The following is a 24,418-nucleotide window of genomic DNA, read 5'->3' on the forward strand; positions in this document are numbered from 1 at the left end:
TCTTTCTCTTTCATGGTCAAAAGGAGACTTTCATGAACCTCGCCAAGCTGGCAACCGTGGTTGCAGCCGTTGGTGTCGCCGTTGGTACATTCGGCAGCGCAGCCCACGCAGAAGAGCTGACTGGTACGCTCAAGAAGATCAAAGACACCGGCACCATCACGCTGGGCGTGCGTGATTCGTCGATTCCGTTCAGCTACAACGTCGGCGGTGTCCGCACGATCGGCTATTCGTACGACGTCGCCACCAAGATTGCCGAGGACGTGAAGAAGCAGCTCGGCCTGAAGGATCTGAAGATCAACGAGATCCCGGTCACTTCGCAAAACCGCATCACGCTGCTGCAGAACGGCACCATCGATCTGGAGTGCGGCTCGACCACGAACAACCTCGAGCGCCAGAAGCAAGCATCGTTCACGAACACCATCTTCATCATCGGCACGCGCATCATGGTGAAGAAGGATTCGGGCATCACCGACTGGGCACAGCTCAAGGGCAAGAACGTCGTGACCACCGCCGGCACGACGTCGGAACGCCTGCTGCGCAAGATGAACGATGAAAAACAGATGGGCATGAACATCATCAGCACGAAGGACCACGGCCAGTCGTTCCTGACGCTGGAATCGGGCCGCGCTGTGGCGTTCATGATGGATGACGCCCTCCTGTACGGCGAGCGCGCCAAGGCCAAGAGCCCGACTGACTGGGTGGTCGTGGCCAAGCCGCAATCGCGCGAAGCCTACGGCTGCATGGTTCGCAAGGACGACAAGCCGTTCAAGGCACTGGCTGACAAGACCATCGCCGGCATGATGAAGGACGGCTCGATCGCAGCCGAGTACAAGAAATGGTTCGAACAGCCGGTTCCGCCCAAGGGCGTGAACATGGAGTTCCCGCTGTCGGACGACATGAAGGCGCTGATCAAGAACCCGAACGACAAGGCTCTTGACTGATCGGCTCCCTCAACGGGCCTGATACAAGCGTCACGAAACGGAAGGCAAAGGCCGGTTAACAGGTCTTCTCCCTTCCGTTTCTTTTTGAGGGAACCATCATGAATTACCACTGGAACTGGGGCGTTTTCTTTACGGAAGCCGCCCAGAATCAGACCTATCTGGACTGGCTGCTGGCGGGGTTGAAGACCACCGTCGTGCTCGGCCTGTCTTCCTGGATCATTGCGCTCGTCATCGGCTCCGTGCTGGGCGTGCTGCGTACGGTGCCGAACAAGTGGCTGTCGGGCCTTGCCGCAGCGTACGTTGAGCTGTTCCGCAACATTCCGCTGATCGTGCAGCTCTTCATCTGGTACTTCGTCATGCCCGAACTCGTGCCGGGTGGCGATTACATCAAGCAGATGAACCCCAATACGGCGATGTTCCTGTCTGCGATGCTCTGTCTCGGTACCTTTACCGCGGCGCGTGTCTGTGAGCAGGTGCGCTCGGGTATCAATTCGCTTCCGCGCGGTCAACGCAACGCCGGCCTGGCCATGGGCTTCACGCTGGCGCAGACGTATCGCTACGTGATGCTGCCGATGTCGTTCCGGATCATCGTGCCGCCACTCACGTCGGAGTTTCTGAATATCTTCAAGAACTCGGCCGTGGCGTCGACCATCGGTTTGCTTGAGCTTGCCGCACAGGGTCGCCAGCTGGTTGACTACACCGCGCAGCCGTACGAATCGTTCATCGCCGTGACGCTGATGTACATGCTGATCAACCTGACCGTAATGGGCCTGATGCGCTGGGTGGAAGCACGTTCCCGGCTGCCTGGCTTCATCGGTGGCAAGTAATCGGGCGAGGACTCTTCATGGCTTATCAATTCGATTTCTCGTCCATCAACGTCGACAACATGCGCGTGCTCGGCGAGGGGATGGTCCTCTCGCTCCAGATCACGGGCACGGCCATCGTGGTCGGCATCGTGTGGGGCACGCTGCTCGCGATGATGCGCCTCTCCGGCATCAAACCGCTGCAGTGGTTCGGGCAGGCGTACGTGAACCTCTTCCGGTCCATCCCGCTGGTGATGGTGCTGCTGTGGTTTTTCCTGATCGTGCCGCAGTTGCTGCAGAAGATCTTCGATCTGTCGCCGGCAACCGACATGCGCATGATGTCTGCGCTGGTCGCTTTCGCGCTGTTTGAAGCGGCGTATTACTCGGAGATCATCCGCGCCGGTATCCAGAGCGTGTCGCGCGGGCAGATGTTCGCGGCCTATGCGATGGGCATGACGTATGGCCAGGCCATGCGCTTGGTGGTCCTGCCGCAGGCATTTCGCAACATGATTCCGCTGTTGCTCACCCAGGCCATCGTCTTGTTCCAGGATACGTCGCTGGTGTATGTGAGCGCGCTGTCGGACTTCTTTACGCAGGCATACAACATCGGTGAGCGCGACGGCCGTATCGTCGAGCTGCTGCTGTTTGCCGGCTTGTGCTATTTCGTGATCTGCTTCGGCGCCTCCGTGCTGGTGAAGCGACTTCAGAAGAAGGTGACCCAATGATCGAGATCAAGAACGTTTCCAAGTGGTACGGCAGCTTCCAGGTGCTGACCGACTGCACCACCAGCGTGAAGAAGAGCGAAGTGGTGGTGGTGTGCGGCCCGTCGGGTTCGGGCAAGTCCACACTCATCAAGACCGTCAATGCGCTGGAACCGTTCCAGAAGGGCGAGATCTTCGTTGACGGCACTTCGGTGGGCGCCAAGGGTACGAACCTGCCGAAGCTGCGTTCGCGCGTGGGCATGGTGTTCCAGAACTTCGAGCTGTTTCCACACCTGTCGATTACCGAGAATCTGACGATCGCGCAGCAAAAGGTGCTGGGCCGCTCGAAAGAGGAAGCCATGGCCAAGGGCCTGAAGTATCTGGACCGCGTGGGCCTGAAGGCGCACGCTGCCAAGTACCCGGGCCAACTGTCGGGCGGTCAGCAGCAGCGCGTGGCAATCGCACGCGCGCTGTCGATGGACCCGATCTGCATGCTGTTCGACGAGCCGACCTCAGCGCTGGACCCGGAAATGGTCAACGAAGTGCTCGACGTGATGGTGGAACTGGCCAAGGAAGGTATGACCATGATGTGCGTGACCCACGAAATGGGCTTCGCTCGCAAGGTTGCCAACCGCGTGATCTTCATGGACCAGGGCCGCATCGTTGAAGACTGCGAGAAGGAAGAGTTCTTCGGCAACATCGACGCTCGTTCCGATCGTGCCAAGCAGTTCCTGTCGAAGATCCTGTCGCATTGATCGACGGTTCCCGGCAGCAAAAAGCCGCTCTTTCGAGAGCGGCTTTTTTTATGGGCGATGCGGCGTCAGGTGCAGGCGGTGTTGGCTGCGTTGGCGATCTGCACGGCTTCCGGAATCGGCACCTTGGTGGCCATCGTGGCCTGGCCCGATTCGAACATCAGCAGCTCGCCCGGCACGAATTGCGTCCAGACTTCGTTGTCGGTGAGCGGCGCGGTGGCGATGACAGCCACGCGGTCGGCAGGCGTCGTGTATTTGGCGAAGTCGATTGTCATGTCGGCGTCGATCAAATGCGCCGTCGAGAACGGCCACTGCCGCACGATGTAATACAGCCGCGTCGAGCAATGCGCGAACTGGGCCTGCCCGTTGCACAGCAAGAAATTGAACACGCCGTAGCGGGTGATTTCCTTGGTGATGTCGGAAAGCGCGTAGAACAGCTCGTTGAGCGGCGGCTGCGAACCCGGAAAGCGCTTGCGCAGCGCCTGCATGATGAAACAGAAGGCGAGCTCGCTGTCGGTATCGCCCACGGGCTGATAGACGCCCGAGAGGAACGGCGAGAAGTTCTTCAGGTCGCCGTTGTGGGCGAAGATCCAGTGCCTGCCCCACAGCTCACGCATGAAGGGGTGGCAGTTTTCCAGTCGCACCGTGCCCTGCGTCGCCTTGCGGATGTGCGAGATGACGTTCTTGGACTTGATCGGGTAACGCTTGACCAGATCCGCCACCGGCGAGGTGCCGGCAGACTGGTTGTCGATGAACAGGCGGCACGCCTTGTCTTCGAAGAAGGCGACGCCGAAGCCGTCGGCATGGTGGTCGGTCACGCCACCGCGCGCAGCGAACCCCGTGAACGAGAACGTCACATCGGTCGGTTCAGCGCAGTTCATGCCCAGCAGCTGGCACATGGTGGGGGAAAAGTCGGATGCAATAAAATGATCATTATCCTGCCGGCCGCCGGGGGTGCCAAGCGCCTTCGTCTTCACGGCGCCGCGCCTGGGGGCCGGGCGTTGCGCACATGCCGCACGCCACCGCCTCCAGATTGCCTTAACCGGAAGCCATTCCCATGAAGCTCGACCGCACTGCCGCCCGCGCCCTCCTGCTGGAGAGCTATGCCGCCGCCGTGGGCGCGGCCGACCCGCTCAAGATCGTCGCTGACTTCCTCCCGCCGCCGCATGCCGGCGGCAAGACGCTGGTGGTCGGCGCCGGCAAGGCAGCTGCATCGATGGCGCTGGCTGTCGAGCAGGCCTATGCCGGCCGCGCGCAGGTCGAGGGACTGGTCGTCACGCGCTATGCGCATGGGTTGCCGACCGAGCACATCCGCGTCATTGAAGCAGGGCACCCGGTGCCGGACGAGGCCGGCGAACAAGCCGCGCGGGAAATCCTGGATCGCGTCTGCGCGCTCACCGAGAACGACCGCCTGATTGTGCTCGTCTCCGGCGGAGGCTCCAGCCTGCTGTCGCTGCCTGCCGAGGGCATCCCGATGTCCGATCTGAAAGCCGTGACGCGCGAGCTGCTGCGCTGCGGTGCGCCCATTACCGACATGAACATCGTGCGCAAGCATCTGTCGCGCATTCAAGGCGGGCGCCTTGCCGCCGCATCACACGCGCCGGCCACAACGCTGATTGTTTCCGACGTGGCTGGCGACGACCCGAGCGCCATCGCGAGCGGCCCGACCGTGCCAGATGCGAGCACCTACGCCGATGCGCTTGGCATCCTGAAACGCTGGGGCGCCCAGATGCCAGATACCGTGCGCGCACACCTGGAATGTGGAGTACGCGGCGAGATTGCCGAAACGCCCAAGCCCGGCGACGCCTGCTTTGCACGCGTGACCAATCACGTCATTGCCACCGCGCAACAGAGCCTCCAGGCCGGTGCGCAGGTCTTTGCGGCGCGCGGTATCCACACGGCCATCCTCGGCGACACGGTGACCGGCGAGGCGCGCGAGGTCGCCCAGGTATATGGGGCGCTGGCGCGGCAGGTGCGCCAGCACGGCACGCCGTTTGTGGCGCCGGTGGCACTGATCTCCGGCGGCGAATGCACGGTGACGATTCCACCGGGCCTGACCGGCGGCCGCGGCGGGCGCTGCGCGGAGTTCCTGCTCTCGCTCGGCGTCACGCTCGAGGACATGGATGATGTCTATGCGCTCGCCGCCGATACAGACGGCATCGACGGATCGGAGGACAATGCGGGTGCGCTGCTTGACCCCGACTCCATCGCCCGCGCCGCCGCCAAGGGCATCGCCGCCCGCGCCGCGCTCGACGCACACGACGCCTACGGTTTCTTTGCCGCTGCCGATGACCTGATCGTTACCGGCCCGACGCGCACCAACGTCAATGACTACCGCGTCATCCTGATTCTCTGATTCACGTTTTTGCTGACCGTTTCTGCACGCACCATGACCGACACTCTTACGATCGTCCGCCCCGATGACTGGCACCTGCACCTGCGCGATGGCGATGCCCTCGCAGATGTGGTGGGCGATACCGCACGCCAGTTCGGCCGGGCGATCATCATGCCCAACCTCAAGCCGCCGGTGACCACGACTGCGCAGGCACGCGCCTACCGCGAGCGTATTCTCGCCGCGTTGCCAGCCGGCACGCAGTTCGAGCCACTGATGACGCTGTACCTGACCGATAACACCTCGCCCGACGTCATTCGTGAGGCCCGCGCCAGCGGTTTCATCCACGGCGTGAAGCTGTACCCGGCCGGCGCCACCACCAACAGCGATGCCGGCGTCACCGACCTGCGCCGCTGCGCCAAGACGCTCGAAGCCATGCAGGAAGTCGGCATGCCGCTGCTCGTGCACGGCGAGGTGACTGACCCGACCGTCGACATCTTCGACCGCGAGGCTGTCTTCATCGACACGGTGATGCTGCCGCTGCGCCGCGACTTCCCGGCGCTGAAGGTCGTGTTCGAGCACATCACGACCAAGCACGCTGCCGAATACGTGCGCGATGCGGAGGGCCCGGTTGGCGCGACCATCACCGCGCACCACCTGCTGTACAACCGCAACGCACTGTTTGTCGGCGGCATCCGCCCGCATTATTACTGCCTGCCGGTGCTCAAGCGTGAAACGCACCGCCTGGCGCTGGTGGCCGCGGCGACCTCGGGCCACCCCCGGTTCTTCCTTGGTACCGACAGCGCGCCGCACGCCAAGGGTGTGAAGGAACACGCCTGCGGGTGCGCCGGCTGCTACACCGCGCTGCACGCCATGGAGCTGTACGCCGAGGCCTTTGAAGACGCCAACGCGCTCGACAAGCTTGAAGGCTTCGCGAGCCTGCACGGGCCGGACTTCTACGGTCTGCCACGCAACGCCGGCACGCTCACGCTTACGCGCTCGCAATGGCAGCTTCCCGCCGAAGTCCCGTTCGGTGAGCAGACGCTGGTGCCACTGCGCGGCGGCGAGATGCTGCGCTGGAAATCCGTCTGACTTGGCGCTTGAATGTTTGCGTGCGATCGACTGGAGCCATCCGGCGTTCGCACCGCTGGCAGCGGTCGGCGTCGCAATTGCGCGCGCGATTGAGGGCGGCGCCGATCTTCGAGACGCACTGAACGCGCATCCGGCCGCACGGGCAATCCGCACCTCCGGCGATCATGCTCTGCGCTTCATCCCGCAAGATGCCCTGCCTGCCGGTACCGCTTACGAAGCGCACGTCGCCGCCACCGGCGAGGTGCCGACGCGGGACAATCTCCACGATTTCTTCAACGCACTGATCTGGCTGCATTGGCCGCTTGCCAAGGCGGCGCTCAATGCGCGCCAGGCGCGGGCAATTACGCGGGACGGGATTGGCGCGGCACGCGGCACCGTGCGCGATGCCGCCACGCTGTTCGACGAAAACGCCCTGATCTTCCTGCACACCGAAGAGGCGCCGGAGCGAAGCCTGACCGGGTTCGATTGGCACGGCTTGTTCGTCGAGGGCAGGGCAGCGTGGGGCGCAACCTGCGCCGTTCTGCCGTTCGGCCATGCGCTGCTGGAAAAGCTAGTTGCACCGTACAAGTCGATCACTGCGCATGCTTGGCCGCTGCACGTGGCTGCGTTACCAGCGGATCGTCCCTCGCTCGATGCCGCGCTGGCAGAGATGCTTTTGCACGTCGATCTGGCGCCCAGCAATTTCCGTCCGTTGCCCGTCATGGGTATCCCCGGTTGGTGCGATGCCAATGAGGACGCCGGCTTCTATCTGGATACGACCGTCTTTCGCCCGGGCCGGCGGCGATTTATACCCGAACAGTGCTAGACTCGCGCCTCGCGAAGCGGATCAGACAACCGCTGCTTCCGCCGCCTCGTGCGAGTGGAAGGGGAGGAAAGTCCGGACTCCATAGAGCAGGGTGATGGCTAATGACCATCCACGGTGACGTGCGGAATAGGGCCACAGAGACGAGTCTTCGCCCCGGCTTCGGTCAGGGCGAAGGGTGAAACGCGGTAACCTCCACCCGGAGCAATCCCAAGTAAGCAGGCGATGAAGCGGCTCGCTGAGTCTGCGGGTAGGGAGCTTGAGCCGGCTGGCAACAGCCGGTCTAGAGGAATGGTTGTCACGCCGCTGGCTTCGGCCATGCGGCGCACAGAATCCGGCTTATCGGTCCGCTTCGCGTCTTATTCCGATGCCGTCGGCTGCGTGGCCAGATCCACCAGTTCCAGCGAGTGCGTGATCTCGGCCGTCTTGGCCAGCATGATCGACGCCGAGCAGTACTTCTCGTGCGAAAGCTGCACAGCCCGTTCCACCGTTTCCCGCTTCAGGTTGCGCCCCGTCACCGTGAAGGTGAAGTGGATGCGCGTGAAAACCTTCGGGTCGGTCTCGGCGCGGTCGGCATGCAGCTTGACGCTGCAGCCTTGCACGTCCTGGCGGCCTCGCTTGAGGATCAGCACCACGTCATAAGCGGTGCAGCCACCGGTGCCCAGCAAGACCATTTCCATCGGGCGTGGTGCGAGGTTGCGGCCGCCGCCGTCGGGCGCGCCATCCATCGTGACGAGATGGCCGCTGCCGGTTTCCGCCAAAAAGGCCATGCCATCCGGGCCAGTCCAGCTCACTGTGCAATCCATGTCCAATCCTTGTGCAGAGGGTCGACCATCGCCGACGAAAAGCCACATTGTAGCCACCAGCCCTCGCGCGCGTTGGCGCCCTAGGGTGAACGCGGCTTGACAGTGATACCCGGGCGAAAAGGTGCAACCCATTCTTTTTGCACCGAAATTGCGCCGAAATTCGAGGAATGTCTCTAGTGAACAGCAGGTGGCTGAGTGCAGAAGGATTGTAAGTGGCTGATTTATAAATGGATATCACCATTTATTGCCCCGTGATTTTCTTTCCGCATTACGAAATGCGATTTCGTAGTGCAAATTTCCTTGCGCGTGCCCCAGAAATGGGTATAATTTGCACCATTGGATCGGCTGATGCGGTGCAACCCACCAAGTCAACGATCAGCAGGTGTCTCCTCCACCCTCCTCCTTTGGTGGATTCAAACCCAAGCTTGATGGCTTGGGTTTTTTTTCGCCTGCAGGACCCATGCGCACCTTTTTCCTTGTGTCAAGGAGTCTGTGCGAGGTACAATCGAAATCTTTTCCGGATTGCCCGCGGAAAAGAGAAATTTAGAGAGCCCGCACCAACAAGCGGGAAGGCGGGCCGGCGATGACCTCGCATGGGGTTGCGCAGGCGTCCGCAAGACGATCCGTTCGTGAGCAGTTTGAACGCAAGTTCTCAGCGCGATACGGGTCCACTCGGGCACTGACTCAATATTTGGAAAAATCATGAAGACCTTTTCCGCAAAGCCCCATGAGGTGAAGCGCGATTGGTACGTGATTGACGCGACGGACAAGGTCCTCGGGCGTGTCGCCAGCGAAGTGGCACACCGACTGCGCGGCAAGCACAAGCCCGAATTCACTCCGCACGTCGATACCGGCGATTTCATCATCGTCATTAACGCAGCCAAGCTGCGTGTGACGGGCGCCAAGACGACCGACAAGAAGTACTATCGCCACTCGGGTTACCCGGGCGGTATCTACGAAACGACGTTTGGCAAGATGCAGCAGCGTTTCCCGGGCCGCGCCCTGGAGAAGGCTGTGAAGGGCATGCTGCCGAAGGGTCCGCTGGGCTACGCGATGATCAAGAAGCTGAAGGTTTACGCCGAAGGCTCGCATCCGCACGAAGCTCAGCAGCCGAAAGCGCTGGAAATCTAAGGGGCCTAATCCATGATCGGAAACTGGAACTATGGCACCGGCCGCCGCAAGAGCGCTGTGGCACGTGTCTTCATCAAGTCCGGCAAGGGCGACATCATCGTCAACGGCAAGGCCATCAACGAGTACTTCGCTCGTGAAACCTCGCTGATGATCGTGCGTCAGCCGCTGGAACTGACCAACCACGCAGCTACGTTCGACATCAAGGTGAACGTGGTCGGCGGCGGTGAAACCGGCCAAGCCGGTGCCGTGCGTCACGGCATTACTCGCGCCCTGATCGATTACGATGCAACGCTCAAGCCCGCCCTGTCGAAGGCCGGTCTGGTGACGCGCGATGCACGTGAAGTCGAGCGTAAGAAGGTCGGTCTGCGCAAGGCCCGCCGCGCCAAGCAGTTCTCGAAGCGTTAATCCGCTTCCTGCTGCTTCAGCAAAGAACCACACCCTCGGGTGTGGTTTTTTGTTTTTGAGGGTTCGAACCAAACGGTGTGATCTTTTCGGCGCCTTGCTTACCCTTTGCAACAGCTCCGACATGTCCGCGAGACTACAATTCACATTTCGTTAGCGTTCGGCCCGTATGATGCAATCCGCTGTTTCTCCTAATCCGATTCTGATCCGCAAGGCGGGTCGGGAGGCGCGCGCATGAAGGCGCGTCGCTTGTTGCGTCGCGCTTCCGTGCTCGCCCCGAACGTCACGGTGCGTTCGCGTCTGCCTTGGCCGGTAACGATTTTGTTGATTGCCGTGGTATTTGGGCTTGCGGCGGCTGCGGCGCTGTGGGCCTTCGAAGAAGGGCGCCGCCTGACGGGGCCGCACGACGCCGATTTGCGCGCCATGAACCGCGAGCTGACCGCCAAGTTGGCCGCCGTGCAGGCCGAGCGAGACAAGCTTTCCGCGTCCGCGGGCACCGTGGATGCCCGGCTGGGTATTGCCGAAGGCGCGCAAGCGCAGATGGCTGAGCAACTCAAGGCGCTGGAAACCGAAAACGCGCAGTTGAAAGAGGACCTAGCCTTCTTTGACAGCCTGTTGCCCGCACCTACCAATTCCGCTGGTATTTACGTGCGCAGCTTCCGCATCGCGCCGGACGAGGCGCAGCCGACACGCATGCGGTTCCGCGTTCTGCTGATGCAAGGCGGCGGAAAGGCGTTCGCGCCGGTCTCCGAATTCGAGGGGCAACTGGCGCTTACGCTGAACGTGGTGCAGGGTGGCAAAGCTGCTACGATCGATTTCCCGGGAACGGCGGCCAGCGGATCACCCGTTACCAGCGCCCGCGTCAAGCTCACGCACTACCAGCGCCTTGAGGGCTGGGTAGACGTGCCCCCCGGCACCACGGTGCAATCGGTGATGGTGAAAGTGCTGCAGAACGGCAAGATCAAAGCGAGCCAGAGTTTTTCCATCTGACGGGCATTGTCCTGTCGAGGATCCGTACACAGAGGAGTCGACGATGCTGTTTGGCAAAAAGAAAGGGCTGGCGATTGAAACGCTGCTGGGGGCTCACACCAAACTGGAAGGGAATCTGCGCTTCTCGGGCGGTCTGCGGATCGACGGCGAGATCAGCGGCAACATCTACGGCGATCCGGACAAGCCCAGCATGCTGGTGATTACCGATAGCGCTCGCGTCGAGGGCGAGGTGCACGTCGGGCATCTGATCCTGAATGGCACCGTGGTTGGCCCCGTGCATGTGGCGGAGCTGCTTGAGTTGCAGCCGAAGGCGCGCATTGAGGGCAATGTGCAATATGCGGCGTTGGAAATGCACCAAGGCGCCGTCGTCATGGGCACGTTGATGCACGCGGCGCCTAGCGATGTGAAGTTGCTGCCCAATCTGAAGCTGGCATCCAATCAGGATTGATCACATCGCGCGCTGGCCGTTGCTGGCGCACCGCACAATTGCCCACTTGAAACGCGGGGCTTCGGCACGATTTGCAGCTTGCGCTTAAAATACAGGCAAGTTTCAGACGTTCCCACAGGAGATTTTCATGAACGCAGTCGCCCAGGCAGCCACGCCCGATGTGAACGAGGTTCCGGCTCCGCTGGTCTTTACCGACAGCGCTGCGGACAAGGTCAAGCAACTGATTGAAGAAGAAGGCAACCCGGAGTTGAAGCTGCGCGTGTTCGTGCAAGGCGGCGGGTGCTCGGGCTTCCAGTACGGCTTCACCTTTGACGAAGAGACCAACGAAGACGATACGACCATGACCAAGAATGGCGTCTCGCTCTTGATCGACTCGATGAGCTACCAGTACCTGGTGGGCGCCGAGATCGACTACAAGGAAGACATCAACGGCGCGCAGTTCGTCATCAAGAACCCGAATGCTTCGACCACGTGTGGTTGCGGCTCGTCGTTCTCGGTCTGACGCCGCATCGCTGTAAATGAAAAAGCGCACTTCGGTGCGCTTTTTTGTTGCCTGCAGATTGTGTGCTCAAGCGGGGTAGATCGCGCCGAGGATGCGACCGCCCGATGCGCCGGTCGCGGTGTGCAGATTGCCGTGGGCGCGGAGCACGCACTGGCGCGCGAGCCATGCGAAAGCGAGCGCCTCCACCTGATGCGCGGGCATGCCGAAGTCATCTGTCGGAGCGACTCGCACGCCCGGCAATTGCTGCGCGATACGTGCCATGAGCGCGCCATTGCGGGCGCCGCCACCGCAGACCAGCAGTGACGCCGCCTGCGGCGCATGGGCACGCATGGCATCGGTGATAGTGTCGGCGGTGAGGGCGAGCAGCGTCGCTTGAACATCTGCGGGGCGGGCGGTGTTCAACGCATCGCCGAGAGTTTGTTGCAGCCACGCTGGGTTGAACAGGTCGCGGCCGGTGCTCTTGGGCGGCAGCGCTGCAAAGAACGGCTCGGCCTTCAGACGCGCGAGGAGCGTTTCGTCGATGCGTCCGGTGCGGGCCCAGGCGCCGTCTGTGTCGTAGCGGGTATCGCGGTGCGTGTGAACCCAGTAATCCATCAGCGCGTTGCCGGGGCCGCAGTCGAAGCCGAGTACGGCGTCGCGTGCGTCGGAGGCTTGCGGCGGCAAGACGGTGAGGTTGGCGATGCCTCCAATGTTGCAGACCACGCGCCATGCATCGGGCAGGCCGAACAGCGCCCGATGCAGTGCCGGTACCAGAGGCGCGCCTTGGCCGCCGGCGGCGATGTCGCGACTGCGAAAATCGGCAATGACGTCGATGCCGGTACGCTCAGCCAACACCGCCGGGTGCTGGGTTTGGCGCGTGTAGCCGAGGCCATCGTGCGTGCCGGGCTGGTGGCGAATCGTCTGCCCATGGGCGCCGATGGCTTGTACGTCGCGGGCGGCCAAGCCGGCGGCAGCAAGCAGTTGGGCAACGCAGTCGGCGTAGACCATGGCCAGCGCGTTGGCTGCCAGGGCCTCGCGATGGATCTCGTCGGGGCCGGCGTGTTGCAGGTCAAGAAAGCGCTGGCGCAGTTCGGGCGAGAAGGGCACGTAGGCGTCGGCGAGGACGGCCGGGTGTTCGCCGGAAAAGTCCGCCAGCACGCCATCGACGCCGTCCAGGCTGGTGCCCGACATCAAGCCGATGTAGCGATCGGTGGAGCGTGCGGTGTGGTTGGGATGGCTCATGCGCGACAGCTTACCAGCGCAATGGCGGGCCAAACGGGCACATCACGGTAAAATCCCGGGATTGCGCGGCCGGCACGTTTCAATCGATGTCGGCCATCGTGCACGCACCGTTTCCCCGATTGTTGATTCGTTCGCGCCGTTTTCCATTTGCGGCGCGGTTACCTTTCTTTTTGCCATGACTGCACCTGACACTTCCGCCGCCTCCGATAACGCCACGCCGGCCAAACCCAGGTATCCGATTACCCCGGAGGTGGCGCACGCAATGGAAGTGTCGCTGCGCGGCTGCGACGAACTGTTGATTGCTGCCGAATGGGAACAGAAGCTGGCCAAGAGCGCCGCGACCGGCGTGCCGCTGCGCATCAAGCTGGGCCTGGACCCGACGGCGCCTGACATTCACATCGGCCACACCGTGGTGCTCAACAAGATGCGCCAGTTGCAGGACCTGGGGCACCAGGTGATTTTCCTGATTGGCGATTTCACCTCGACGATCGGTGACCCGTCTGGCCGCAATGCCACGCGCCCGCCGCTCACGCGCGAGCAGATCGAGGCCAACGCGCAGACTTATTACCGCCAGGCCAGCATGGTGCTGGATCCGAGCAAGACCGAAATTCGCTACAACAGTGAATGGTGCGACCCGCTGGGCGCGCGCGGCATCATCCAGCTTGCCGCCAAGTACACCGTCGCCCGCATGATGGAGCGCGACGATTTCACCAAGCGCTTCAAGGCCGGCGTGCCGATTTCGGTGCACGAATTCCTCTACCCGCTGATGCAGGGCTACGACTCGGTCGCGCTCAAGTCCGACCTGGAACTCGGCGGCACCGATCAGAAATTCAACCTGCTGGTCGGCCGCGAATTGCAGAAGGAATACGGTCAGGAGCCGCAGTGCATCTTGACGATGCCGTTGCTGGTGGGCCTGGACGGCGTGGAGAAGATGTCCAAGTCCAAGGGCAACTACGTCGGTATCAGCGAGGCGCCGAACGAGATGTTCGGCAAGCTGATGAGCATCTCCGACGACCTGATGTGGACGTACTACACGCTGCTGTCGTTCCGCCCGCTGGCCGAGATCGACATGATGAAGGCGGAGATCGCGCTGGGCCGCAACCCGCGCGATTGCAAGGTGCTGCTGGCGCAGGAGATCGTCGCCCGCTTCCACAGCCAGGCCGATGCTGAACGCGCGCTGGAAGACTTCAACCACCGCGCACGCGGCGGTGTGCCGGACGATATTCCGCAGATCGAGCTGGCGGGCGCGCCGCTGGGCATTGCGCAACTGCTCAAGCAGGCTGGCCTCTGCCCGTCCACGTCGGACGCCAACCGCAATATCGAGCAGGGCGGCGTGAAGATCGACGGCACCGTCGTCAGCGACAAGGGCCTGAAGGTGGATGCCGGGACGTTCGTGATGCAGGTCGGCAAGCGTCGCTTCGCGCGCGTGGTGCTGAAGTGATTGGACTGATCCAGCGTGTGTCTGAAGCGGCTGTCCGTGTGGGCGGCCGCGTTGTCGGCGAGATCGGCCCGGGCCTGCTCGCGCTTGTCTGTGCCGAACGCGGTGACACCACCGCCGAGGCCGATCGTCTGCTGGAGAAGCTGCTCAACTACCGCGTGTTCTCCGACGCGCAGGGCAAGATGAACCTGCCCGTGCGCAACATCGGCGGCAACGGGCAGGCCGGCGGCTTGCTGGTGGTATCGCAGTTCACGCTGGCGGCCGATACCAAGTCCGGCACGCGGCCGAGCTTCACGCCCGCTGCTGCGCCGGAAGATGGCCGCCGCCTGTACGAACACTTCGTGGCGCGCGCCCGTGCGCAGCACCCCATCGTGGCCACCGGCGAGTTTGGCGCCGACATGAAGGTGTCGCTCGTCAACGATGGTCCGGTCACGTTCTGGTTGCAGGTGGCGCCGCAAGCCGCTCCGCCCGCCGCAAAAGCGGCCGCGCCGGAAGCGGCCAAATCTGTCTGATTCGTTCGGGAACCCTGTGATGCCACGCGCCGCCGCTGTCCCTCTGCCGATGCCGCAGATCACCCACATCGTGCTCATCCGCCACGGCGAGACCGACTGGAACCGTGAACGCCGTCTGCAAGGCCAGCTCGACGTGCCGCTGAACACGCAAGGGCTGGAGCAAGCGGCGCAGCTGGGCAAGGCGTTGGCTCGCGAGCGGTTCGATGCGGTCTATGCGAGCGATCTGTCGCGCGCCAGGCAGACGGCGCAGGCCCTGGCAGATGAATTGGGTGTGACCGTGCGCGACGACGCCGGTTTGCGCGAGCGCTGCTACGGCGAGTTTGAAGGCCTGACCTATGCTGAAGTCGCCGCACAGCATCCAGCCGACTTTGATGCCTGGCAAAACCGCGTGCCCGAGTTCGCCCCGCCTGGCGGCGAGACGCTGACTGAATTCCACGAACGTGCAGTCGAGACCGCGCTTCGCCTGATCCGTCGCCACCCCGGCGAGCGCATCGCACTGGTCAGCCACGGCGGCGTACTCGATTGCCTGTATCGCCAGGCCAACGCCATGACGCTCACCGAGCCGCGTCAGCATGAGCTGCGCAACGCGAGCATCAACCGGCTTTCATCCGATGGTCATCAACTGACCGTACTGCAATGGGGGGATGTCGCGCACCTGGATTTGCTGGTGCTCGACGAGGTGGACCGCCGCGTTCCCTAAACCTTCAGCCGGAACGGCGTGAAGTCGGTGTCGCGGTCGTAATAGTCTTCGTGCTCGACGCGTTTGAGGAAGGCGACGACCCGGTACGTGAGGGGCGTCGCCACGACTTCCCAGCCGGTCTTGAGGATGTATTGCGCGATGGCCACGCGAAGCACCTGCTGGTGGGGCCAGATCCCGTAGAAGGCGATCACGTAGAACAGCGAAGAATCCACTGCCTCGCCCACCACCGTGGACCCGATAAGGCGCGTCCACAGCCATTTTCCTTCCGTCGCGATCTTCATCTTCGCCAGCGTGTAGCTGTTGGCAAAGCTGCCGCACCAAAACGCGATGAGCGACCCGGCGACGATGCGGGGCGTGTTGCCGAACACGTCGTTCAGGCTCTTCTGGTAGTCCGCCATGAATGGCGCTACTGGTAGCGCCAGCACGACCAGCGACATGAACGACGCGAAGATCAGTGCGGCAAAGCCCGCCCACACCACGCGCCGGTCGCGCCCGTAGCCGTACACCTCGGTGAGGATGTCGCCAAAGATGTACGAGATTGGGAAGAACAGCACGCCGGCGCCAAACGTGACCGGCCCGATGATCGGCAGTGTGACTTGCGCCGCCTTGGCCGCGCCGATCAGGTTCGAGCACAGCAGCACCGTGACAAAGGCTGCCATGACGAAGTCGTAGTAGCGGAACGTGCGGTTCGGGTGATGCGGGGCGGCGGACATGTCGGGGCGGCCCGGGTGGGCGTTTATTGGTTGTCGTCCCAGAGATCGCGTACGGGGCCGCTCTTGGGGGCGCCCAGCCCGAAGTGCTGGTACGCCGAAGCCGTGGCGATACGACCACGTGGGGTGCGCTGCAGGTAGCCTTGCTGGATCAGGTAGGGCTCAAGCACGTCCTCGATCGTGTCGCGCTCCTCGCCGATGGCAGCCGCCAGATTGTCGATGCCGACCGGGCCGCCGTTGAACTTGTGCAGGATCGCTTCGAGCAGCCTGCGATCCATCAGGTCGAAGCCGACCGCATCCACGTCGAGCATGGCCAGCGCGGCGTCGGCCACCTCGCGGGTAATGACACCATCGGCCTTCACCTCGGCATAGTCGCGCACGCGGCGCAGCAGGCGGTTGGCGATACGCGGCGTTCCGCGCGAGCGCTTGGCGATTTCTAGCGCGCCCTCGTCGACGATGTGGGCGTTCAGCAGGCCCGACGAGCGCATGACGATCTTTGCCAGCTCAGCAGGCGTATAGAACTCCAGCCGCGCAACGATACCGAAACGGTCGCGCAGCGGATTGGTCAGCATGCCGGCGCGGGTGGTGGCGCCCACCAGCGTGAACGGCTGCAGATCGAGCTTGACCGAGCGCGCCGCCGGGCCCTCGCCGATCATGATGTCGATCTGGTAGTCCTCCAGCGCCGGGTACAGGATTTCCTCCACCACGGGCGAGAGCCGGTGAATCTCGTCGATGAAGAGGACGTCGTTGGCTTCGAGGTTCGTGAGCAGCGCAGCCAGGTCACCCGGGCGCTCCAGCACCGGGCCGGAAGTCTGGCGCAGGTTGACACCCATCTCGCGCGCAATGATGTGCGCCAGCGTCGTCTTGCCCAGGCCAGGCGGGCCGAACAGCAGCACGTGGTCCAGCGCTTCCCTGCGGTTCTTGGCCGCGGTCATGAAGATGTCGAGCTGGCCGCGCACCTTTTCCTGGCCGACGTATTCGTCGAGCAACTTAGGGCGCAGCGCGCGCTCGAACGCCTCCTCGTTGGGGGAGGCGGGGGAGGCTGAGATGATGCGCTCAGCAGAGACAGCCTTGGCGGCGAGCTTGTCGGTTTCGATCATGACGGGCAGACGGCGCCGGGACGGCGCGAGCAGGCCATTCTACCGTTTCGCCGCGCCTCGGGCGTCAGCCCTTGGAGAGCGCCTTGAGCGCCAGCTTGATGCCTTCGGAGACGCCCGTACCGGCCGGCACTTGCTTGATGGCGAGCGCCGCTTCCTTGTCGGAGTACCCCAGCGCCAGCAGGGCGTTGAGCACGTCGACCGCGTCGTCCGACACAGCCGGGCCGCCCGGCACTGCGCCCAGGTCGGCGCCAAGCTTGCCCTTGAGTTCGAGCAGCAGGCGCTCGGCCGTTTTCTTGCCAATGCCTGGAATGCGCGTCAGCCGCCCGGCTTCCTGCAGCGTGACGGCCTGCGCGAGTTCGGCCACTGACATGCCCGACAACACCGCCAGCGCGATGCGGGCGCCGATGCCGGAAATCTTGATGAGCTGGCGGAAGGTTTCGCGTTCGTCGGCGGTGCCGAAACCGTAGAGCAGGTGCGCATCCTCGCGCACGATCTGCTGGGTGAGCAGGACGACCTTCTCGCCGGTGGCGGGGAGGTTGTAGAACGTGCTCATCGGCACGTCGATCTCATAGCCGACGCCGTGGCAATCGACCAGCAGGTGCGGCGGGTTCTTTTCGATCAGCGTCCCGGCGATGCGTCCGATCATGGGTGGGGTTCCTCCTCCAAAGCGGGACGCAGTGTAGCCGAAACCTACTGCGCGGCCCGATCCAGGCTCGGCCGCTCGCTACGGTTCCGATGCGCGAAGACTAGCGTTTGAAGGTCGACACGGCTTGCCGCCCAACGGCAGGATCGTCGGTGAAGAAGCCGTCAACGCCCGCGCGCAGGAACGCCTGGATCTCCGTAATCGAGCCGTTGACGTTGCGCGTGTTGTCGGCACCGCTGCGCAGCGACGGCGGCAAAAAGGTGTTCTCGGGGCGGAACGTGTACGGGTGGACGACCAGCCCGGCGTTGTGCGCGTTGCGGATCAGGTCGGTCGGATCGGTGAGTCGGCCGTTCGCATCCAGGCCCATGATGCTGCTCTTGTCAGGGCCGACACCGTTGGCATACGCGGCGATGTCGCGCATCCCCTGGCTGGTCATCATGTCGCCGAAGGTGCGGCTGTCTTTGGCGACCACAAAGTCGTAGGGCTGTCGGGTCGATGTGCCCATCAGCTGCACGAGTTTCCAGTTCGGCTGGCTGCTGCCGATCTTGTTCCGAATGGCCTTGAGATTGGCCACTTCGAACGACTGGATGTAGACCGTCGTGCGGCTGGCCGTGAAGGCGTCACGGCGCAGGCCGTCGATCAACCTGTCTTCCAGCGGCAGGCCGATCGACTGGAAGTACGTCGGGTGTTTCGTCTCCGGATAGATGCCGATGTTGCGGCCGAGCTTGGCGGATTGGTCACGCGCCAGCGCGATGATCTCGTCGAGCGTGGGGATGTCGAACTGGTCGTTGTATGCGACGTTGTCGGGGCGGATGCTCGGGATGCGCTCGCGTGCGCGCAGCGTTTTCAGTTCACCCAGCGTGAAGTCTTCGGTGAACCAGCCCGTGACGCTCTGGCCATCGATCGTCTTGGTGGTCTTGCGGCCGGCAAACGCTGCAACGTCGGCCACGTTGGTCGTGCCGGAGATTTCGTTCTCGTGACGCGCAACCAGCACGCCGTCTTTGGTGGATACGAGATCCGGCTCGATGATGTCCGCGCCGTCGTCGATGGCCTTCTGGTACGAGGCCAGCGTGTGCTCAGGCCGCAACGCAGGCGCACCGCGGTGGCCGATCACCTGGACGGTGGCGATGGGCGTGGTGTTGCCACCGCCACCGTGGTTGTACTCCAGCCGGCAGGCCGACAAGGCCAGGGAGGCACTCAAGACGAACGGGCTCAGCAGGATGAGACTGCGCAGCATCGGGGTCTCCTGAAGACGGATACCCGCATGGTAGTCGCCGTGTATGCGTGCAGCTACCCGACGTCTTTAAGAATCCTGTCAGCCCACGAGGCGCCCGCGCCGCACGCGCAACCCCTTTTGCGCAAGCTGCGGCGCCAGCCCGGCCATGGCGGCCAGCGTCTCGCCGCCGTGCGCATGGCAGATTGCCACGCCCAGCGCGTCGGATGCATCTGCCCCGGGTTTGCCCTCGAGGTTGAGCAAGCGCACGACCATTTCCTGCACCTGATCCTTGTTGGCGCGGCCGTAGCCAACCACGGCCTGCTTCAATTGCAGCGCGGTGTATTCGAACACGGGCAGGTCGCCGCTCATCAGGCCGCAGATCACCGCGCCGCGGGCCTGGCCTAGCAGCAGCGTCGATTGCGGGTTGACGTTGACGAACACCTTTTCGATGGAAGCGCAGTCGGGCCGATATGTGCTCACCAGTTCAGAGACGCCGTCGTACAGCGTCTTCAGACGACTGGGCAGATCAGCATTGCCGTTGCTCTTGATCGTGCCCGAGGCCACGTAGACGAGCTTGTGGCCGTGCCGTTCGAGCACGCCGAAACCCGTGGTGCGAAGGCCGGGGTCGATGCCGAGGATGCGCATGAAATGGAGCTGAGCAGAAAAGAAAAACGGGGCAGGCGCCAGTCTACGCCCTGCCCCGCTGATCGGTCGAACGACCGTGCCGTTTAGTGGCGGAAGTGTCGGGTGCCCGTGAAGATCATCGCCACGTTGCGCTCATCGGCGGCGGCGATCACTTCATCGTCGCGCACCGAGCCGCCCGGCTGGATCACGCACGAGGCGCCCGCATCGACCACCACGTCCAGGCCGTCGCGGAACGGGAAGAACGCATCTGATGCCACGGCCGAACCGGCCAGCGTCAGGCCCGCGTTCTGCGCCTTGATGCTGGCGATGCGTGCGGAATCCACGCGGCTCATCTGGCCGGCGCCCACGCCCAGCGTCATGCCGCCGCCGCAGAACACGATGGCGTTGGACTTGACGAACTTGGCGACGCGCCAGGCAAACATGAGGTCGTCCATTTCCTTCGGCGTCGGGTGGCGCTTGGTGACCACGCGCAGCTCGCTCGGCTGCACGTTCTTGGCATCCGGGCTCTGCACCAGCAGGCCGCCGCCAACGCGCTTGAAGTCGTACGCGTTCACGCCCTTGCCCAGCGGAATTTCGAGCACGCGGACGTTCTGCTTGCCTGCGAACACGGCACGTGCGCCTTCCGAGAAGCCCGGAGCGATCAGCACTTCCACGAACTGCTTGGCCACCACCTGTGCGGCTGCTTCATCCAGCGGCACATTGAAGGCGATGATGCCGCCGAAGGCCGAGGTCGAGTCTGTCTTGAAGGCCTTCTCATACGCTTCTTGCGCGGTACCCCCGATGGCCACGCCGCACGGGTTGGCGTGCTTGATGATCACGCATGCCGCGCCCTTGGCCGGGTCGAACGACTTCACGCATTCCCACGCGGCATCGGCGTCGGCGATGTTGTTGTACGACAGCTCCTTGCCCTGCAGTTGCTTGTAGGCTGCCAGCGCGCCGTCCGTGGCCTTGAGGTCGCGGTAGAAAGCGGCAGATTGGTGCGGGTTCTCGCCGTAGCGCATTTCCTGCACCTTCTCGAAGGCCAGGTTCAGCGTTTGCGGATAAGCGCTGCGCGTGCTGTGCGACTTGTCGGCGCCCAGGCTCGTCAGGTAGTTGGTGATGGCGCCGTCGTACTGCGCGGTGTGCGCGAACACCTTCTTGGCCAGCATGAAGTTGGTCTCGTAGCCAACCGTGTTGTTGTTGGCCTGCATTTCGGCCAGCACGGTGGCGTAGTCGGCCGGGTCAACGATGACCGTCACATCACGGTGGTTCTTGGCAGCCGAGCGCAGCATGGTCGGGCCGCCAATGTCGATGTTTTCGATGGCGTCGGCCAGCAAGCATTCGTCCTTGGCCACGGTTTGCTGGAACGGGTACAGGTTCACCACCAGCAGGTCGATGGTCGGGATGCTGTGCTCGGCCAGCGCGGCCATGTGTTCGGGCAGGTCGCGGCGGGCCAGGATGCCGCCGTGCACCTTCGGGTGCAGCGTCTTGACGCGGCCGTCGAGCATTTCCGGAAAGCCCGTGTAGTCCGCCACTTCCGTCACGGGCAGGCCGGACTCGGCGAGCAGCTTGGCGGTACCGCCGGTGGAGAGAAGCTTGACGCCGCGCTCGTGCAGGGCACGGGCAAAGTCGACGATGCCGGTCTTGTCGGAAACGGAAAGCAGGGCTTGCTGGATCATGGTGGAAACGCCGGTGGGCGGGTGTGGCGCTGAGTTTGCCGAGTTGGCAGGAGGCGCCGTCAGAAAGGAAATCGGTTCAAAGGCCGGCCTGCGACCTCAGATGAGGCCGTGCTGCTGCAACTTCTTGCGCAGCGTGTTGCGGTTGATGCCGAGGTAGTCGGCCGCCTGCGACTGGTTGTTGGAAGCCCATGCCATCACGGTTTCCAGCAGCGGCCGTTCAATGGCCTGCAGCACCATGTCGTAGACATTGGACGGGTTCTCCCCGTCCAGGTCACGGTAATACGCATCCAGGCTGTCGCGGATGCAACGTTCGATCGGATTGCGGCTCATGCGGCAAGCAGTTCCTTGTTATTGTCGTTGTTGCCCGTCGTGGGGTGGCCGCCACCGGTGGCCTGATCTTCGTAGACCAGGCGGTCGGACAGCGCACGCTGCTCGTCGAAGAACGCGTTGACGGCGGCCAACTGGGCCGCAGTGTCTTCGATGGTGTTCATGCGGTGGCGGAACAGGTTGGCCCCCGCCAACCCGCGCGTGTACCAGGCGATGTGCTTGCGTGCGGTGCGCACGCCGGTGTATTCGCCATAGAACGCGTAGTGCTCTTCCAGATGCGCATTCATGATGCCGCGAATCTCTTCCACTTCCGGCGCGGGCAGCAGCGTGCCGGTTTGCAGGAAGTGGGAAATCTCACGGAACAGCCACGGACGCCCCTGCGCCGCGCGGCCGATCATGATGGCGTCGGCGCCGGTCACGGCAAGCACGTGCCTGGCCTTGGCCGGCGTGGTGATATCGCCGTTGGCCACCACCGGAATGCGTACCGACGCCTTCACCGCGGCGATGGTCTCGTATTCAGCATCACCGTGATAAAGATCGGCACGCGTGCGGCCGTGCACGGTCAGCATGCTGATGCCGGCGTCCTGCGCAATGCGCGCCACGCTCAATGCGTTGCGGTGTTCGCGGTCCCACCCGGTGCGGATCTTCAGCGTCACAGGCACGCGATCGCCGACTGCGCCCACTACGGCCTCGACAATGCGCTGGACCAGCGGCTCGTTCTGCAGCAGCGCAGAGCCGGCGGCCACGTTGCACACCTTCTTGGCCGGGCAGCCCATGTTGATGTCGATGATCTGCGCGCCGCGATCGACGTTGTAGCGCGCGGCCTCGGCCATCATCATCGGCTCGGCGCCGGCAATCTGCACGGCGATCGGCTCGACCTCGCCCGTGTGGTTGGCGCGCCGCATCGTCTTCTCGCTTTTCCACAACTGCGCGTTGGACGCGACCATCTCGGACACCGCGTAGCCCGCGCCCAGCCGTTTGCACAGCTGACGGAACGGGCGGTCCGTCACGCCCGCCATGGGGGCGACGAACAGGTTGTTGCGGAGGGTATGCGGTCCGATCTGCAAGGCTGGCGAGGAAGAAGCGGCTGAAAGAAACGAAAAATCACCCCTTCCGCCCAGAGTCGAATGATGACCGGGCGGAGCGACGGGTGTGAAAAATGCGAGGACGAGATTTTACCGCCAAACCGTCGGATTGCCTAAATGTTGTGCACAAACTATGCGGCAGTGCGGTCGGTGGCGCAGTTCTTGCCGCGGCTGGCGTTATCGGAACCGTTGCAGGCCGTAGGCGCGGGCGTCGATGAAGGGCCGGCGCCCGTTGACCAGATCGGCGATGAGTCGGGCGGTGCCCGGCGCGCCCGTCATGCCAAGGTGGCCGTGCCCGAACGCGAAGAACACGTTGCGGTAGCGCTCGGAGCGGTCGATCACCGGCAGGCTGTCGGGTAGCGAGGGGCGATGCCCCATCCACTGGCTGTCGTCCGTGAAGCTGAGGCCGGGGAAGAGCTGCTGGCCCTGCTGCATGAGGATGCGCGCGCGGCGGTAGTCGGGCGGCGCGTCCAGTCCGCCGATTTCCACGGTGCCGGCAATGCGCAAGCCGCCTTCCATGGGCGTGGCGATGAACTTGCGCTCGCAATCCATGATCGGCCGCGAAGGCTGCACGGTGGGGGCGCGCAGCGTGGCGTGATAGCCGCGTTCGGTGTCGAGCGGGATGCGGATGCTGGTGAGCTTGGCTCCCAGCCGCATCGACCACGCACCGGCGCACAGCACGAGCTTCAACACGGGCAGCGTGCCGCAATCAGTGTGCAGTCGAGTCGGGCCGCCGTAGTCGCTTCGGCCGAATTCCACGTCCAACACCTTGCGGCGCAGGAAAGTGCCACCCGCCGCCGCAAAGTTAGCCGCCAGCGTCTTCACGAGCCGTTCCGGGTTGATCGTGAAGCCGTTGTCGGGCAGCAGCAGACCGGATTGGATGTCGGCAGCCAATGCGGGCTCCAGCTCGCGGGCTTCACCGGCGCTCAGGGCTTGCGAGCGTACGCCGGTGGCATCGCGAATGGATTGCGCCAGCACATCGCCGGAGGAGCGCGCCAGTGTGCGCCAAACATACAAATGCCCGCTCTGGCGGATCAGGCTGTCGTATTGCGCAGCGTCGAGCAGGTCGCGATAACCGGGAAAAGTCGCGCTGAAAAGACTCGCCAGCGGCTGCGCAGTCGCACGGGCCTGCGCCTCATTGCCTGCGAGCACCCATTGCAGCAGCCAAGGCAGCGCGCGTGGTAGATAGGGCCAACGCACCGTTAGCGGACCCATCGGATCGGCCAGCCATTTGGGCACCTGCTTGAGCATGCCCGGCAGCGCCATCGGCACGACCGACGCCACGCTCAGGCAGCCGGCGTTGCCGAACGAGCAGCCTTCGCCAATGCCAGCCTGATCGAGCAACGTGACCTGATGGCCTTCACGTTGCAGTTGCAGTGCGCACGCTGTGCCGACAATGCCGGCGCCCACCACGGTGATCTGTTGGCGATCGCCCGCAGTGCTGACTTCGGGAGTCGCCAC

Annotated in this window: 27 protein-coding genes and 1 other RNA gene; 16 read left to right on the forward strand and 12 right to left on the reverse strand. The window is 63.5% G+C overall.

The features are described 5' to 3' along the window. The first annotated feature begins 32 nt into the window (after nucleotides 1-32). From NKG59_RS08185 to NKG59_RS08200, 4 genes are all read left to right on the forward strand, one after another. Complete coding sequence (locus tag NKG59_RS08185; RefSeq protein WP_045203763.1) at nucleotides 33-941, forward strand: glutamate/aspartate ABC transporter substrate-binding protein; 909 nt, start codon at nucleotides 33-35, stop codon at nucleotides 939-941. 98 nt (nucleotides 942-1,039) lie between these two features. Next, nucleotides 1,040-1,768, forward strand: a complete 729-nt coding sequence (locus NKG59_RS08190) for an amino acid ABC transporter permease (protein ID WP_045203762.1) — start codon at nucleotides 1,040-1,042, stop codon at nucleotides 1,766-1,768. A 17-nt stretch (nucleotides 1,769-1,785) separates the two neighbouring features. Then, on the forward strand, nucleotides 1,786-2,469 hold the full coding sequence (gene gltK, locus NKG59_RS08195) for a glutamate/aspartate ABC transporter permease GltK (protein ID WP_253536301.1): 684 nt from the start codon (nucleotides 1,786-1,788) through the stop codon (nucleotides 2,467-2,469). Continuing rightward, on the forward strand, nucleotides 2,466-3,200 hold the full coding sequence (locus NKG59_RS08200) for an amino acid ABC transporter ATP-binding protein (RefSeq protein ID WP_004633206.1): 735 nt from the start codon (nucleotides 2,466-2,468) through the stop codon (nucleotides 3,198-3,200). The genes gltK and NKG59_RS08200 overlap by 4 nt, the downstream gene beginning before the upstream one ends. Before the next feature lie 65 nt (nucleotides 3,201-3,265). Here the strand turns inward: NKG59_RS08200 and NKG59_RS08205 are convergent, their stop codons facing one another. Next, a complete protein-coding gene (locus tag NKG59_RS08205; protein ID WP_045203830.1) occupies nucleotides 3,266-4,096 on the reverse strand; it encodes a class II glutamine amidotransferase in 831 nt (276 codons plus the stop codon). A gap of 158 nt (nucleotides 4,097-4,254) precedes the next feature. Here NKG59_RS08205 and NKG59_RS08210 point away from each other — a divergent pair, with 158 nt between their 5' ends. The 4 genes from NKG59_RS08210 to rnpB all read left to right on the forward strand — a co-directional run bounded on the left by NKG59_RS08210 (nucleotide 4,255) and on the right by rnpB (nucleotide 7,781). Then, nucleotides 4,255-5,553: a glycerate kinase type-2 family protein gene (locus NKG59_RS08210; protein WP_253536303.1), complete on the forward strand. Its 1,299-nt coding sequence runs from the start codon at nucleotides 4,255-4,257 to the stop codon at nucleotides 5,551-5,553. A 33-nt stretch (nucleotides 5,554-5,586) separates the two neighbouring features. Next, nucleotides 5,587-6,621, forward strand: coding sequence for a dihydroorotase (gene pyrC / locus NKG59_RS08215; protein ID WP_024976641.1), 1,035 nt, complete (start codon nucleotides 5,587-5,589; stop codon nucleotides 6,619-6,621). A gap of 1 nt (nucleotide 6,622) precedes the next feature. Next, nucleotides 6,623-7,426: a DUF3025 domain-containing protein gene (locus NKG59_RS08220; protein ID WP_253536305.1), complete on the forward strand. Its 804-nt coding sequence runs from the start codon at nucleotides 6,623-6,625 to the stop codon at nucleotides 7,424-7,426. 13 nt (nucleotides 7,427-7,439) lie between these two features. Further along, nucleotides 7,440-7,781: RNase P RNA component class A (gene rnpB / locus NKG59_RS08225), an RNA gene on the forward strand. A gap of 1 nt (nucleotide 7,782) precedes the next feature. On the opposite strand, the gene NKG59_RS08230 is transcribed toward rnpB, so the two are convergent. Further along, nucleotides 7,783-8,229: an OsmC family protein gene (locus tag NKG59_RS08230; protein WP_004633197.1), complete on the reverse strand. Its 447-nt coding sequence runs from the start codon at nucleotides 8,227-8,229 to the stop codon at nucleotides 7,783-7,785. Nucleotides 8,230-8,931: 702 nt separating this feature from the next. Here NKG59_RS08230 and rplM point away from each other — a divergent pair. The 5 genes from rplM (at nucleotide 8,932) to erpA (ending at nucleotide 11,702) form a co-directional block, all read left to right on the forward strand. Continuing rightward, entirely contained in the window at nucleotides 8,932-9,360 is a 429-nt protein-coding gene (gene rplM / locus NKG59_RS08235; RefSeq protein WP_009239122.1) for a 50S ribosomal protein L13, read from the forward strand. Nucleotides 9,361-9,372: 12 nt separating this feature from the next. Next, nucleotides 9,373-9,765, forward strand: a complete 393-nt coding sequence (gene rpsI / locus NKG59_RS08240) for a 30S ribosomal protein S9 (RefSeq protein ID WP_004633190.1) — start codon at nucleotides 9,373-9,375, stop codon at nucleotides 9,763-9,765. A gap of 231 nt (nucleotides 9,766-9,996) precedes the next feature. Then, nucleotides 9,997-10,752 carry a DUF6776 family protein gene (locus NKG59_RS08245; RefSeq protein ID WP_045203756.1) on the forward strand — a complete coding sequence of 252 codons (756 nt, stop codon included), beginning with the start codon at nucleotides 9,997-9,999 and terminating at the stop codon, nucleotides 10,750-10,752. Nucleotides 10,753-10,795: 43 nt separating this feature from the next. Beyond that, complete coding sequence (locus NKG59_RS08250) at nucleotides 10,796-11,200, forward strand: bactofilin family protein (RefSeq protein ID WP_253536307.1); 405 nt, start codon at nucleotides 10,796-10,798, stop codon at nucleotides 11,198-11,200. Between the two features lie 127 nt (nucleotides 11,201-11,327). Continuing rightward, nucleotides 11,328-11,702: an iron-sulfur cluster insertion protein ErpA gene (erpA, locus tag NKG59_RS08255; RefSeq protein WP_004633183.1), complete on the forward strand. Its 375-nt coding sequence runs from the start codon at nucleotides 11,328-11,330 to the stop codon at nucleotides 11,700-11,702. A 66-nt stretch (nucleotides 11,703-11,768) separates the two neighbouring features. Here the strand turns inward: erpA and NKG59_RS08260 are convergent, their stop codons facing one another. Continuing rightward, complete coding sequence (locus tag NKG59_RS08260) at nucleotides 11,769-12,923, reverse strand: anhydro-N-acetylmuramic acid kinase (RefSeq protein ID WP_253536309.1); 1,155 nt, start codon at nucleotides 12,921-12,923, stop codon at nucleotides 11,769-11,771. 175 nt (nucleotides 12,924-13,098) lie between these two features. Between NKG59_RS08260 and tyrS the strand changes: the two genes are divergently transcribed. Genes tyrS through NKG59_RS08275 form a run of 3 tightly spaced genes read left to right on the forward strand, consistent with a single transcriptional unit; the run spans nucleotide 13,099 to nucleotide 15,573 of the window. Then, nucleotides 13,099-14,364, forward strand: coding sequence for a tyrosine--tRNA ligase (gene tyrS / locus NKG59_RS08265; protein ID WP_253536311.1), 1,266 nt, complete (start codon nucleotides 13,099-13,101; stop codon nucleotides 14,362-14,364). After that, complete coding sequence (gene dtd / locus NKG59_RS08270) at nucleotides 14,361-14,873, forward strand: D-aminoacyl-tRNA deacylase (protein WP_253536321.1); 513 nt, start codon at nucleotides 14,361-14,363, stop codon at nucleotides 14,871-14,873. The genes tyrS and dtd overlap by 4 nt, the downstream gene beginning before the upstream one ends. 19 nt (nucleotides 14,874-14,892) lie before the next feature. Next, complete coding sequence (locus NKG59_RS08275; RefSeq protein ID WP_253536323.1) at nucleotides 14,893-15,573, forward strand: histidine phosphatase family protein; 681 nt, start codon at nucleotides 14,893-14,895, stop codon at nucleotides 15,571-15,573. On the opposite strand, the gene NKG59_RS08280 is transcribed toward NKG59_RS08275, so the two are convergent. The 9 genes from NKG59_RS08280 to NKG59_RS08320 form a co-directional block, all read right to left on the reverse strand. Next, entirely contained in the window at nucleotides 15,570-16,286 is a 717-nt protein-coding gene (locus NKG59_RS08280) for a queuosine precursor transporter (protein ID WP_253536325.1), read from the reverse strand. The two genes, NKG59_RS08275 and NKG59_RS08280, sit on opposite strands and share 4 nt — an antisense overlap. Nucleotides 16,287-16,309: 23 nt before the next feature. Continuing rightward, on the reverse strand, nucleotides 16,310-17,383 hold the full coding sequence (gene ruvB, locus NKG59_RS08285) for a Holliday junction branch migration DNA helicase RuvB (protein ID WP_253536327.1): 1,074 nt from the start codon (nucleotides 17,381-17,383) through the stop codon (nucleotides 16,310-16,312). A 64-nt stretch (nucleotides 17,384-17,447) separates the two neighbouring features. After that, entirely contained in the window at nucleotides 17,448-18,029 is a 582-nt protein-coding gene (gene ruvA, locus NKG59_RS08290; protein ID WP_253536329.1) for a Holliday junction branch migration protein RuvA, read from the reverse strand. Nucleotides 18,030-18,129: 100 nt separating this feature from the next. Then, the gene (locus tag NKG59_RS08295; RefSeq protein ID WP_253536331.1) at nucleotides 18,130-19,263 is read right to left on the reverse strand and encodes a glycerophosphodiester phosphodiesterase; all 1,134 of its coding nucleotides are present in this window, start codon (nucleotides 19,261-19,263) and stop codon (nucleotides 18,130-18,132) included. A 78-nt stretch (nucleotides 19,264-19,341) separates the two neighbouring features. Beyond that, nucleotides 19,342-19,887 (reverse strand): crossover junction endodeoxyribonuclease RuvC, encoded by a 546-nt coding sequence (gene ruvC / locus NKG59_RS08300; protein ID WP_092973250.1) that lies wholly within the window; start codon nucleotides 19,885-19,887, stop codon nucleotides 19,342-19,344. Between the two features lie 83 nt (nucleotides 19,888-19,970). Next, nucleotides 19,971-21,545, reverse strand: coding sequence for a bifunctional phosphoribosylaminoimidazolecarboxamide formyltransferase/IMP cyclohydrolase (gene purH / locus NKG59_RS08305; RefSeq protein WP_253536333.1), 1,575 nt, complete (start codon nucleotides 21,543-21,545; stop codon nucleotides 19,971-19,973). A gap of 96 nt (nucleotides 21,546-21,641) precedes the next feature. Then, nucleotides 21,642-21,875: a Fis family transcriptional regulator gene (locus NKG59_RS08310; protein ID WP_045203747.1), complete on the reverse strand. Its 234-nt coding sequence runs from the start codon at nucleotides 21,873-21,875 to the stop codon at nucleotides 21,642-21,644. Continuing rightward, a complete protein-coding gene (gene dusB, locus NKG59_RS08315; protein WP_253536335.1) occupies nucleotides 21,872-22,939 on the reverse strand; it encodes a tRNA dihydrouridine synthase DusB in 1,068 nt (355 codons plus the stop codon). The genes NKG59_RS08310 and dusB overlap by 4 nt, the downstream gene beginning before the upstream one ends. 195 nt (nucleotides 22,940-23,134) lie before the next feature. Then, the gene (locus NKG59_RS08320) at nucleotides 23,135-24,418 is read right to left on the reverse strand and encodes an NAD(P)/FAD-dependent oxidoreductase (RefSeq protein WP_253536336.1); all 1,284 of its coding nucleotides are present in this window, start codon (nucleotides 24,416-24,418) and stop codon (nucleotides 23,135-23,137) included.

The organism is Ralstonia chuxiongensis (assembly GCF_024158925.1).
Classification (GTDB): domain Bacteria; phylum Pseudomonadota; class Gammaproteobacteria; order Burkholderiales; family Burkholderiaceae; genus Ralstonia; species Ralstonia chuxiongensis.